Genomic DNA, 12,344 nt, shown 5'->3' with positions numbered 1-12,344 from the left:
GTGTTAATTTTTATTTTTTAAAGGCTGTTCAGTTACTTTACCGCTTTGTTCTAGGGGTCAATACAAACTAACTATTGTTTTAATAGTTAAAATTTGAGAACAAGGAGGTATTTTACTGGACAGCCTCTTGCTTAAAATTAAAATTTAATAAAGTAGATTTCTATTATAGGCAGTATCGTTTTGAAGGTTTTTTAAATGCGGTTTGTCTTTTGTGAAATGAACAAACCATTTCGCTAACTCGTCAATCTCAGATGAAATCAGGATCTTAATGGACTGATTTAACTCTTCGTTAAATTGCTCTGGATTTAAACTTGCTCTTTCTAACTTTCTTTGAATATAGGTAGACATTGTTCTCATAGGTTGTTTTTTTTATTAGGGTTACTAAAATTAGTAAAAAATATCTTACTAAACAAAAAAAAAGACCATTTTTATAAAATAGTTTAAAAAAATGGTATTTGAAAATATTTTGACTTTATCTTTTCAACAAAATTTAGTTAATAATTAAGGCATGTTAGATGATTTAAATATTCTTAATTTTACATAAAATAAATTCGATTGGTATGCCTGTTTCGAAAGAATTAATTCAAAAGTTAATAGATGTTGTTGGAGTATCTTCTGTTTTTACAGATATAGAAACTCGAAAGAGGTATGGACATGATGAAACTGAAGACTTTTGTTTCCCCCCAGCTGTAGTAGTTAAGCCCAATAATGTAGAGGAAGTTTCGGCTGTTATGAAATTAGCAAATGAGTTTTATACACCGGTTGTTCCTATAGGCGGACAAACAGGTTTAAGCGGAGGGGCATTATCCGTTTTAGAAGGAATAGGTCTTTCAACAGAGCGATTGAATAAAATTATTGAGATAGACGAAAAAAATCTCCAGATTATTACTGAACCTGCTGTTGTTACTCAGGTGTTGCGAGAAGCTGTTGCGGAAAAAGGACTTTTTTACCCAGTAGACCCTAGTAGTATGGGAAGTTGCTTTATTGGAGGGAATATAGCTGAAAATTCAGGAGGTGCTAGAGCTGTTAAATATGGATTGACGAAAGATTACGTTTTGAATTTAGAAGTTGTTTTGCCAAATGGAGAAATTATTTGGACAGGTGCTAATACATTAAAAAATTCTACAGGTTATAATCTGACCCAATTAATGATAGGGAGTGAAGGGACATTAGGAATTGTTACTAAAGCCGTTTTAAAATTACTACCCAAAGTGTCTTTTAATATACTAATGTTGGTTCCTTTTTATAAAGCCGATGAAGCTTGTGAGGCTGTTTCTGCTATTTTTAGAGCAGGGATAGTACCTAGCGCTTTAGAGTTTATGGAGCGGGATGCTATTGATTGGAGTTTGAAATATATAGAAGGAATAGCTATTGAAGTAAAAACAGATCATCAAGCTCATTTATTGATTGAAGTAGATGGAAATTACCCGGAAATTTTGATGCTGGAAGCAGAAAAAATTATGCGCGTTTTAGAAAATTTTCAAATTGATGAAATCCTTTTCGCTGATACAGAAGATCAAAAAAAGGCCTTATGGAAAATGAGAAGAGGTATTGCGGAAGCAGTTAAAGCAAATTCAATTTATAAAGAGGAAGATACCGTTGTGCCTCGGTATGAATTACCTAAATTGTTAAAAGGAATTAAAAAAATTGGAGCTAAATATGGTTTCCAGTCGGTTTGTTATGGACATGCAGGAGATGGTAATTTACATGTAAATATAATAAAAGGTTATTTAACGGATGCACAATGGACTGAAGAGGTTCCAAAAGGTATTCGTGAAATTTTTGAGCTAACAATTTCTTTAAAAGGAACTTTATCAGGAGAACATGGTATTGGTTGGGTGCAAAAAAACTACATGGATATGGCTTTTTCAAAAATGCACCTAGAGTTAATGGAGCAGATTAAGTATATTTTTGATCCAAATAATGTTATGAATCCAGGGAAAATATTACCCGATAAGTTTTAGTTAAAATTCCTTGGTGCGAAATACTGAGTGAAATGATTTTTTCCATTGTCTCAAAAAACTTATTTTATATTTGAAGTGAAATATTAATACCTTATTTAATAACTCGGAACGTTAAATTTATTCTAGAACCTATGTTCTTTTGAGTTTTTGGTATTTGATGTTTCCAAAAATGTTGCGTTGAACCTTTCATAATAAGCAAGCTTCCGTGTTCTAGATTCATGTTTTGTTTAGCTGTTTCAATGGTATTATGTTTGAGTTGAAAGTTTCTTTCAGCACCAAAACTTACAGAGGCAATGACAGGATTACGACCTAATTCCTTTTCGTTATCAGCATGCCACCCCATACTATCCTGTCCGTTCCGATAGTTATTTAATAAAACAGTTGTAAAGTAAGTATCGCAAACTCGTTCAACTTCATCTTTAATATGAGTTAATAGAGGTGTCCATTGGTGCGGATTCATTACAATATTAGAATACCCATACGGTTTTCCTTCATTGCCAAATAAAGCTGTTAATCGTGGTTGTAAATGTTCTTTTCCATAGACCGTTATTTTGTCTTGTTGCCAAGGTATTTCGGATTGTAATTTTTGAAAAAAATCATTCGCTTGTTCTAATGAAAAAAAGGCTGGATAATAAATGAGTTCCGCATCCGGAAGGTTGAATTCTATTATTTCATCAGGAAAAAGCATTTTGTTAGATGTTTAGAGTTGTTTTTTAGATTAATAATAAAAGAACAAAACTTGAAATAGGTAAGTCTTACTTTTAGTAAGTCTGACAAATATAAGATAAATTCAGACTGAAAAGATTACTAATATAAAGACATTTTTTAATCATGATATGTATATGCTATGATTCAAAAGGTATGATTTAAAAATATCTTTTGGTTTTCTAATAGAGCATTAAAGTAAGAAAAGGGTGTCTAAAAAGCAGCAACTTAATGTTTAACTTATCACTTCGACGAAAAAAGAACTAGCGTTACATATTATGTGATTTGGTTTCGCCTATTCACTTCATTCGAGCCTTCCTTTGGTCGAAAGTAAAGATTGTGAACTTTTAGGACACCCTCTTTTAAAATATTTAAATAGCTGAGAGATCGTTATTTTTTAACGCCACTATTTATATTCATTATTATAATAGCTAATACAATCAAACCTATTCCAATCCATTGTGATAGAACAACAGTTTCATTTAATATCATAAATGCCATCATTACAGAAACAGGTAATTCTAATGAAGAAACAATACTTCCTAAGCCAATTCCCGTGTGAGGGAATCCTGCATTCATCAAAAGAGGAGGGATAATCGTTCCAAACAGAGCCAAAAATATTCCCCATTTAGCAAAAATTGCTAGATTAAAAGGGGTTATTTGTGTAGCTATGGAAAAACCAAAAACAATAACGGCACCACCTAAAAGCATATACAAACTGCGTTGTGCAGAGGATATTCCCAGAGCAATTCGATTAGCAGTAAACATTGTAGTGGTAAATGAAGCAGCAGCTAAAAGGCCCCACATAATTCCTCTCCAATCTAAATCAAGCGATTTGCTGAATAGGTTGGTTGCTAAAGCAGTTCCTAACAAAACAATTGCAACAGAAACTATTTTTTGAACAGAAGGGGCTTTTTTATCTAAAAACCATTCTAATAACACTCCCATCCAAACAGTTTGCATCAACATGACAATTCCTATAGAAACAGGAATGTATCTTACGGCTAAGTAATAAAAAACACTCGTCATCCCAAGTGAAGTTCCTGCTAACATCAAATGTAAAATATTAGCAGAAGTTGCTTTTACAACCTCCTCTTTCTTTTTTATTTTTTGGAAAGCATTGATTAACAATATACCCAAAATACCATATATAAATTGTGAGGACGTAACCTCTGCTGTAGTAAAGTTTTCTGTATAGGCTAATTTTACAAAAGTAGCTAACATTCCATAGCTAGTCGCGCCTAAACCTACCAAAACGACACCTTTTAAAATACTATTTTTCAACATTTTTTCAAAATTAAGGGCGGCAAAGATACAACAAGTTAAATGCTAAATAGTATAATTTGTTAGTTTTTTTAAAAAAACAGCAAAGAACAAAAGCTTTTAAGAGATCAAGAGGAATAAATAGAGAGACATGGTTCTTGGATAATACAGAGCGAAAGTTTATTGCCTAGCGCTATTTTGCCAAATAGTAAAAAAAATAACCCAGATTATGCGTTAGCCTTTGTGCTGAATAAAAAAAGGATAAAGAAGGTAAAAAGACACGTAAATTTCTCTCCGAAGCTATCTTTTAGATTCAAAGTAGTTTTTATTTGTAATAAATTTCTAGTGCGTAATCTGGGATAATGAAGTATCTTTAGAGTAGTTTTTTGGTTATAGTTTCTAAAAGGCAGTGTGTGCTAGTTTGTGGATCAACACTTTTTCTATTGTTTTATACGGTAATTCAAATTAAATAAAAACAGATTAGGGTAGTTTTTTAAATTATTTTTAGTGGTATAAAAAATAGAAATACTATCGAATTCAAAAGCCCAAATAAATCAAGCAAAGTTTTAATTAAATTTACCGCACAAATAAATAATATGTCAACTTTTAAATTCAAATTATACCAACAGTTAGAACACAAAATAAAACATTTAGGAACAGTAATGAGTAGCGTGTATGCGTTATTTTTAGGAGCTGTATTATTGTTTTTAGACTTTCAGATTAATTGTAGTAATTATTTTTCTATTCATTCATTAGAAATTTATTCTAGGTTAATTCCTGTATCTAACATTTTGGTCTCTATTATTATTGGAATTTCCTTAACAACGTTTTCGGTCATATTTGTAGTCATGCAATTAGCCTCTTCTCAATTTTCTCCGAGAATTTTAAGGCATTTTTTAGCTAATGATTTTAGAATACAGGCCTTTATAGGTTTGTTTGTAGGAACCATAGCCTTGTGTGTATTGCCTCAAATAATGTCTGTTTTTTATCCTAATCAACCCTTTTTAACAACCTTACTCGTAGGTACTTTTTTAGCCATTAGAGGCTTAGTATGGTCTTATCCATCTATGATTACATATTTAAGTATAAACATGAATGTATCAAGTATTACACACCATATTAAAAAAGAAGTGGTAGATGAAATAACTATTTTATACAGTCAAAAATGGGAAAAAGGAAATGATTTAACCTATGAACGAGAACAGTGCTTGACCAATAGAAATGTATTAAAAATAGTGAGTCCGTTTCAATCAGGTTATTTAGAAAGTGTTGATTATGCTCTGTTAAAGAAAGGGTTATTAGAATTAAAAGAAACAAATCATTGGAAAGAAGTATATCAAAAACCCGTGATTGGCGAATTTATAATGAAGGATACAACGGTTTTGTTACAAATTGTTGTTGATCAAGTTTCAGAAAAACAAAAAGAAACCTTTCAGAATTTAGTTTCTAAAGCGTTTAAAGTAAACCGTTTTAGAAGTCATACACAGGATATAAATTTTGGCGTACGTAAATTAGTTGACATAGGCATAAAAGCAATATCACCAGCAGTAAATGATCCTACAACTTGTTTAAACTGTATTGATCAATTAGGCGAAATTGTAAAAGTTTTATCGGAAAGACAATTTCCTTCTACAGATGCTCGAGAATTAATTAAAAACAATATCCATATCAATGAGTTTAATTATGACGAGTTTATTGATTTTTGTTTTGATCAAATTTACCAATGGGGAAAAGAAGATCCAATAATTGTAAAACGAATTTTACGTACCATTAGATCTATTTTACCAACGGTTCAAAATCCATACCACTTAAAAGTGTTAATTCAACAAGTGGAAGAAATGGAGTTAGCCTCTATTTATAACCTAGAAAATTATCAAAATAGATATTTGAAAATTTCCAAGGAAAAATTAAGTACAATAGAAAAAGAACTTCAAGGCTTTAGAGAAAAAGCCTTGAAGCAAATTGAGATTCTTAGAGATTTAGGGTTTCTTGAAGTTTATTTGTCAGAAAATCAATTAGATAATCAGTATGTTGACGAATCAATAATAAAAACAATAAACTATTTAAACACGTATTTAAAATAGAAGGAGAGGTTTTACCTTCTATGTCTTTTTTCTCTAATATTATGTTGTATTTTTCTTGTTCTGACAAACGAAGCTCTAGCTTTTTTTCTGGAAAGGTATTTTATATGGGGTCTTATAATATGGGTTTTTGTTCTATGAAAGTGAATTCTGTGCTTGTGAATGTGTGTGATAAAAAGGGTATGTGCCATAGGACGCCAAGGTTTCCACCAACGCGGATATAATGACCAGCGTACAGGCGATACCCAAAGATGATACCCTGGAGCATAAATAAATCGAATACAAGGCCATGACCAAACATTAACAATTACCCGCGCTGGAATTATATCCAAAATAGAAGGACCTTTGTCTTCTATTGTTTTTTCATAAACATCATAGGGTTCAACAATCGTGTTTTTATCAAATAAATCATCATCGCCAATAATTTGAAGGTATGCCTCTTCATTGCCCCTTTTTTCTATATTTAAGGTGGCAATATCCTGTTTTTCAGAATTGCCTACTAATGCACTTAAAATGATAACATGGTCAGAACCATCTATAAAATCTTCAACGGTAACATAATCAGTAGCACCATCGTTATTTAGGTCAAGATTATTTACATTGTTGTTTTCTTCGTTTATAGCTCTTTCAAAATCTTCTAATGAAGTTGAGTTTCTAAACATTGCTAAAGCCCCTTCTAGGCTAAAGTTTTCTTGATTTGTTTCGTTTGCCTCTGTATTTTGAGCATATTTTGGCGTCAAAAAGAAAAGGGTTAATAATAGAAAAAGAAATTTTTTCATAATAATTGGATTTATAGGTTTGTTTATAGGACTTATAAAAAATTAAAAGGTTTAATGAGAGTTTTATAAAAAAGTTTCTGTTTATTTGTAAGGTATAAATAATTGGGGAATTTATGCTGAATTCAGTTAATACTATAGAGCAAAAGCTAGTAGAGGCTTATTCTATTAGGATTAATAATCTTACCAAAAGTATTGTAATAGCTAATCAAGCTCTAAAGGCTTCTTTATTTATAAACAATAAAGCTCTTATTGGAAAAAGTTATAGCCAACTAGCCTTATATCACATGATAGTTGGCGAAATGCAAAAAGCTAAACATTATTCTGAAAACGCAATAAGAATTTTTAAAGAATTAGGAGAAGACAAAGGATTAGCCGATGCTAAATATGGTTTAGCAGGGGTTTACTACAAAACCAATCAATATCATTTAGGTCTTATTCATTTTAGCGATGCCTTAAAGATTTATAAAAAATACGATGATTATTGCAATCAATCCCGTACAGAAAAATCATTGGGGACTATCTTTGAATGTATAGGTGATATAACAAGCGCATTTAAAGTATATAAAAGTGCAATTCGAAATGCTAAAAAAGCTAATGACCTAAATTTAGAATCCAATGTTTATAATAATCTTTCTGGAATCTTGATTAAAAGAGGAAAGATAAATTTTGCCAATCAAATCATTGATAAATCTATAGAACTCAAAACCCAAACAAATGATATACGAGGAATGGCTTACGCATTATATGGTAAGGGAAAAGTATATCATTTTTATAAAGAATATAGTAAAGCAAAAGAATTTTATAATAAATCTCTGAATATTCATAAAGAAATGGGAGAAAATGCAGGAATTGTTATGGTTATGACAAAACTAGCAGCTCTTTATTTTGAAACTCAACAAATAGATAAAGCACTTCAATTTGCAAAAGAAGGATTGTTGTTAGGAGCCTCTTTACAGTTTTCAATATGTACAATCAAGTTAAATCGTATACTTTATTTGATATACAAAAGTTTAGGCGATTTTGAAAAAGCTTTATGTTATTTTGAAAGACATCTGTTAGAAAAAGAAACGGTTATTAATACTCAAACATTAAAAGTAATTGAAAGTTATGAGTTAATAGCAAAAATGGAAAAAATAGAAAATGAAGTCATTTTACAAAGAGAAAAACAAAAAATATTAGAAAAGAAAAATTTAGATGAACTAGAAAATTATAAAAGGAAACAAGAGTTTTTATCTATAATGAGTCATGAAATAAGGACACCATTAAATGCTATCGTAGCTTCACTGGTTCTCTTAGATGATAAAATTGTAAATGAAGGCAAAAAAATTATAAGAAATTTAAAATTTGCATCGGACAATCTAATTAGCGTTGTAAATGATGTTTTGGATTTTAATAGATTAGACGGACAAAATGTAAAGTTAGAATTAGTATCCACGAATATCAATTTTTTATGCCAAAACACCGTTGAAGTGTTTGAGCGTTTTGCAAATGCTAAAAATATAGAATTACAATATATTTCAACAGTAAGTTTGGCTAATTATTATTTGATAGATCCCACCAAACTAACCCAAATTTTAAATAACTTAATAAGCAATGCTATAAAATTTACAGATAAAGGAAGCGTACAGTTAGAACTAAATATAGTCAATTGCGGAGAAAAAACAGATCTAATTTCATTTAGAGTCACGGATACAGGAGAAGGAATATCAGAAGAAAATCTGCCTCGTATATTTGAAAGCTTTTCACAACTCAAACCTTATTTAACTCGAAAACATGGCGGAACAGGTTTAGGATTGGCAATCGTAAAACGATTGATAGAATTACACAAGAGTACAATAATCGTAGAAAGTGAACTGTATAAAGGAACTTCCTTTTATTTTGAACTTGAATTAGAAAAATCAAAAGAGATTTTAATAAAAGTAAATGAAAAAAAGCAATTAATAGGTAAAAAAGTATTGATAGTAGATGATACTAAAATGAATGGAATGCTACTTTCTAAGTTGTTAAGTAAATGGAGTATGGAAATTCAATACATTAATACAGGTAAAAAGGCAATTGAAATAGTGAAAAACCAAAAATTTGACTTTATTTTAATGGACATACACATGCCTGAAATGAATGGCTTTGAGGTTTCTAAAGAAATAAAAATGACCGATAATCTAAATGTTCAAACACCTATTTTTGCACTTACAGCTGATGTCTTAGCAGATGCAGATGCAGATTTTAAAAAGTACTTTTCAGGCATCATCTTTAAACCATTTGACATAGATAAACTTTATAATTTATTAGTAGCCTACGGAGATTAAAAAAAGCTAATTTTAAATTTCTTAAAATAAAAGTTAAAATCTGTAACAAATGCCAACAAAAGGGGTCTATTAGAATAAAAGATTTTTACATACATGAAAACAACTAAATTCACTCTTTTGTTATTCTCTTTTTTATCATTTGCTACCTATGCACAAGAAAATAAAGATAAAACCAATGAATTGAAAGAGGTAGCAATTGTTAAAGAAAAAAAAGCAGTTGAACAAAGATCAGACCGCACTATTTTTGAATTAGCAAGTCAAGCGCATTTAAATTCAGGTTCAGTTCTGGAAGGAATGAAAAAACTACCAGGCTTGGTAGCCTCCGATGTTGCAGGTATGATGTATCAAGGAAAACAATTAGATGTGTTTCTAGATGGAAGGCCCCTTGCTATTTCAACAAACGAATTAAATGCTTTTTTAGAAGGGTTGCCCGCTAATTCAGTTGAAAAAATAGAGGTTATTACCAATCCAGGAGCTGAATTTCCCGCTACCTCAGGAGGAGCTATTCTTAATATTGTTACTAATAAAAGAGCAAAGAACTATCTAACAGCCACATACACTAATAGTAGTAGTTTTACCTCTTATAGTAAAAATCGTTGGCGTACGAATAATAGTATACTCTTAAGTTCTAAAAATAAATTCTTCGGATGGCAGTTAAACTTTGGGCAAAATTATGCTGAACGAGGGATGTGGTCTGAAGTGCTTAAAAAGGAAGACAATCTATCAACTTTATTAACCTCTAGTAGTTCAGATCGTATTTTACGAACACTTTTTGCTAAAACAGGTCTTACGTTTGATATAGGTAAAAATAGATTATTATTAAATTATGATATTTATTCGAACAACAATACCAGTGCAACAGATGCTATGGGATTGTTACCTAATTCAACTTTGTTTTCTACAATAGATGATAGTAAAACGCTAACACTACGTCAAGATGCAGTAGCAACGTATCAAATGCGTTTCTTAGATTCCGATAAAAAATTGGACTTTAAATTTAATTTTAATAGTGTTGTAAATGATTTTAATTTATTTTCAAGAAACTTAAATCGTAATACTTTGAGTAATGGATCTGATCAACGTCTTTATAATTTTAAAATAGATTATAATCAATCCGTAAAACTATTGGAAGAAGGAAAAATTAGTATAGGAACTCTATATGAAGAACTCTATTTTAATACGTTTAATAAAAATGTGAATAATTTAGAATATAGAAGAATGACTGCTTCTACTTATGCCGAGTTGCAAACTAAATATAAAAAGTTTGAGTTTACTCTAGGACTAAGAGGAGAAAATTATGATATTTCAGGAAAAACAGAAACACAACCCTTGATCCCTTTTAAACAATACAGATTATTCCCTAACGGAAGTATTCAATATAGTTTAGCTAACAAAATAATTTTATCAGGGAGTTATAATAAAAAAATAACATTACCAAGTACCTCTTCTCTTAATCCTAATAATACAAATTATCAAAATCCAAATGTTGGATATTTAGGAAATCCACAATTACAGCCTACACTGTTTAATAATTATGAATTTAAATTGTCTGTTTTTGAATATGCTTTTGTAGGGTATAATATAAGTGAGGGACTCAATCAAGTAGCTCAAAGAATGTATTTAAACGGAAATAGAATGGTTAACACCAATGAAAATATTTCCTCAATGAAGATTCATACCTTTAATTTAGGTTTGCCTATACCTTATATGTTGTTTACAAAAGGATTAAAAGAAACAGCTAAATTTAATTTTAATCCAGACAAAATTAATTTCATGTTTTTATATGCGGGAAGACAAAAACATGATATTCCAAACGCTGATACAAACGCATTTTGGATTTTTAATATTATGTCACAAGTGGTATTGCCAGGAGATATAAAATGGGTGACAAATTATAGCCATATTACAAAAGGAGGTAATTATTTTTATTTTGTAGCACAAAGACCTTTTAATCATAGCTTGGATATGACATTCTCTAAAAAGTTTTTATCCAATCAGTTGACTGTTTCAGTAAATGTAGACGATGTATTTAATTTCAATAAATCTTCATTCAATTCTTTAAATACACCACTTTATATGTCTAATAAAAACGATACACGTAGGATAGGATTCACTTTAAATTATAAGATTCCTACCAAGAACAAAATAGCAAAAGAAGATCCTAATATGTTAAATAAAGAAAAGAAAGAAGATAACGGAACCCTAATCGTAAATTAATACCATTTAAACTTTAAATTTTCTTTTTAAAAATAGGACATCTACAAAAACAACAAAAATTAGTGTTGGTTCTCGATGCGCTTCGCGCTCGAACGAACGATGATTTCAATTATATAACTCAACCGTCTGTTCGAGTTGTTTTTAAAATGAAAAAAAACGTATCGAGAACTTTACTTTTTAATCCAGTGTATTTTGAGTTTAAATGGTATAAAATACCTTTTATAATGTATATAAAAAGACTTAGATTGCTATTTGTATTAAAAGAGGCTGTTGGGACAGCCTTTTTTTATTGACTGAATTTAAGTTTTAGGTAGAACCCAGATTGAGCATTAGAAAAATATTACAAATAAAAAAGGAATGTAGCAAAAGGATAGCTTTGGTAAAAATTTCCGCGCCTTTTTATCTTTTTTGCCCTTTTATTCTTCATTACAAAGTTTAACGCATAATCTGGATTTAATACAAATGAATGCTTTTTGGTAAAAAACAAAAAGTAAAGTAAATCGGGTATTGATTAAGATCTAAATACTTAATTCTTTTTTGAAAATTCTTCTAAATCGCTCAAATGAAGTCTTAAAGCATGTACAGAAATACTAATTTCCCAAAAAGAAATGCCTAAAGAAACCAATAGACTAAAAAGACTAAAAACGAAGAAATAAATGGCAATGTATTGTAAATCAAAAAATAATAATAACATTGCAAAAACAGATAAAAATAAACAAAGTACTCCCATAAGTTGCATAAAACGTATTAAGGTTAGCCGGTTGTTTAAGTTTTTAATTTCAAGGATAATAGATTTGTTATGAGCCTCTTCATAATTCTTTTTCAAATTTCTAATAATTTGGGCAATAGTTAAGAAACGATTTGTATAGGCTAATAAAATTAAAGAACTGGCTGAAAATAGTAAGGCAGGTGTTTCAATTGATAAGGTCATATTCTTATTTTGTTTGTTAGTTAAAAAGGATATAAAATGTTTACTTAATTTTATCTATTCTATAGGGTTGAACAAAATATGTTTTTAGAGTTAATGAT

9 protein-coding genes are annotated in these 12,344 nt (G+C 30.0%); 4 read left to right on the top strand and 5 right to left on the bottom strand.

Translation table 11 applies throughout. The annotated features are described in order from the left end of the window. Nucleotides 1-144: 144 nt before the first annotated feature. Complete coding sequence (locus HUE53_RS00860) at nt 145-357, bottom strand: hypothetical protein (protein WP_065213248.1); 213 nt, start codon at nt 355-357, stop codon at nt 145-147. A 203-nt stretch (nt 358-560) separates the two neighbouring features. Here HUE53_RS00860 and HUE53_RS00855 point away from each other — a divergent pair, with 203 nt between their 5' ends. Then, complete coding sequence (locus tag HUE53_RS00855; RefSeq protein ID WP_065213249.1) at nt 561-1,964, top strand: FAD-binding oxidoreductase; 1,404 nt, start codon at nt 561-563, stop codon at nt 1,962-1,964. Nucleotides 1,965-2,055: 91 nt separating this feature from the next. Here HUE53_RS00855 and HUE53_RS00850 read toward each other — a convergent pair whose 3' ends face one another. Together HUE53_RS00850 and HUE53_RS00845 are read right to left on the bottom strand one after the other, a co-directional pair. Beyond that, nucleotides 2,056-2,652, bottom strand: coding sequence for an alpha-ketoglutarate-dependent dioxygenase AlkB family protein (locus HUE53_RS00850; RefSeq protein WP_192188604.1), 597 nt, complete (start codon nt 2,650-2,652; stop codon nt 2,056-2,058). Between the two features lie 407 nt (nt 2,653-3,059). Beyond that, nucleotides 3,060-3,956 (bottom strand): EamA family transporter, encoded by an 897-nt coding sequence (locus HUE53_RS00845; protein ID WP_014165355.1) that lies wholly within the window; start codon nt 3,954-3,956, stop codon nt 3,060-3,062. A gap of 572 nt (nt 3,957-4,528) precedes the next feature. Here HUE53_RS00845 and HUE53_RS00840 point away from each other — a divergent pair. Next, entirely contained in the window at nt 4,529-6,016 is a 1,488-nt protein-coding gene (locus HUE53_RS00840; RefSeq protein WP_077225718.1) for a DUF2254 family protein, read from the top strand. An 11-nt stretch (nt 6,017-6,027) separates the two neighbouring features. Here HUE53_RS00840 and HUE53_RS00835 read toward each other — a convergent pair whose 3' ends face one another. Beyond that, a complete protein-coding gene (locus tag HUE53_RS00835; protein WP_065213251.1) occupies nt 6,028-6,792 on the bottom strand; it encodes a hypothetical protein in 765 nt (254 codons plus the stop codon). Between the two features lie 113 nt (nt 6,793-6,905). Here HUE53_RS00835 and HUE53_RS00830 point away from each other — a divergent pair, with 113 nt between their 5' ends. Together HUE53_RS00830 and HUE53_RS00825 are read left to right on the top strand one after the other, a co-directional pair. Further along, entirely contained in the window at nt 6,906-9,098 is a 2,193-nt protein-coding gene (locus tag HUE53_RS00830; protein ID WP_014165352.1) for a tetratricopeptide repeat-containing hybrid sensor histidine kinase/response regulator, read from the top strand. Nucleotides 9,099-9,191: 93 nt separating this feature from the next. Further along, nucleotides 9,192-11,315: an outer membrane beta-barrel protein gene (locus HUE53_RS00825; RefSeq protein WP_077225720.1), complete on the top strand. Its 2,124-nt coding sequence runs from the start codon at nt 9,192-9,194 to the stop codon at nt 11,313-11,315. A gap of 526 nt (nt 11,316-11,841) precedes the next feature. On the opposite strand, the gene HUE53_RS00820 is transcribed toward HUE53_RS00825, so the two are convergent. Beyond that, on the bottom strand, nt 11,842-12,246 hold the full coding sequence (locus HUE53_RS00820; RefSeq protein ID WP_014165350.1) for a DUF2721 domain-containing protein: 405 nt from the start codon (nt 12,244-12,246) through the stop codon (nt 11,842-11,844). Between the last annotated feature and the right edge of the window lie 98 nt (nt 12,247-12,344).

Origin of the sequence: Flavobacterium columnare (assembly GCF_014844295.1) — a bacterium.
Classification (GTDB): domain Bacteria; phylum Bacteroidota; class Bacteroidia; order Flavobacteriales; family Flavobacteriaceae; genus Flavobacterium; species Flavobacterium columnare.
This window is presented reverse-complemented; position numbering and strand designations above follow the sequence as displayed.

What these genes read in the sequence shown, in the direction of transcription:
- HUE53_RS00830 (WP_014165352.1), top strand. Translation starts at nt 6,906, where the DNA reads ATGCTGAATTCAGTTAATACTATAGAGCAAAAGCTAGTAGAGGCTTAT.
- HUE53_RS00860 (WP_065213248.1), bottom strand. Translation starts at nt 357, where the DNA reads ATGAGAACAATGTCTACCTATATTCAAAGAAAGTTAGAAAGAGCAAGT.
- HUE53_RS00855 (WP_065213249.1), top strand. Translation starts at nt 561, where the DNA reads ATGCCTGTTTCGAAAGAATTAATTCAAAAGTTAATAGATGTTGTTGGA.
- HUE53_RS00845 (WP_014165355.1), bottom strand. Translation starts at nt 3,956, where the DNA reads ATGTTGAAAAATAGTATTTTAAAAGGTGTCGTTTTGGTAGGTTTAGGC.
- HUE53_RS00820 (WP_014165350.1), bottom strand. Translation starts at nt 12,246, where the DNA reads ATGACCTTATCAATTGAAACACCTGCCTTACTATTTTCAGCCAGTTCT.
- HUE53_RS00825 (WP_077225720.1), top strand. Translation starts at nt 9,192, where the DNA reads ATGAAAACAACTAAATTCACTCTTTTGTTATTCTCTTTTTTATCATTT.
- HUE53_RS00850 (WP_192188604.1), bottom strand. Translation starts at nt 2,652, where the DNA reads ATGCTTTTTCCTGATGAAATAATAGAATTCAACCTTCCGGATGCGGAA.
- HUE53_RS00835 (WP_065213251.1), bottom strand. Translation starts at nt 6,792, where the DNA reads ATGAAAAAATTTCTTTTTCTATTATTAACCCTTTTCTTTTTGACGCCA.
- HUE53_RS00840 (WP_077225718.1), top strand. Translation starts at nt 4,529, where the DNA reads ATGTCAACTTTTAAATTCAAATTATACCAACAGTTAGAACACAAAATA.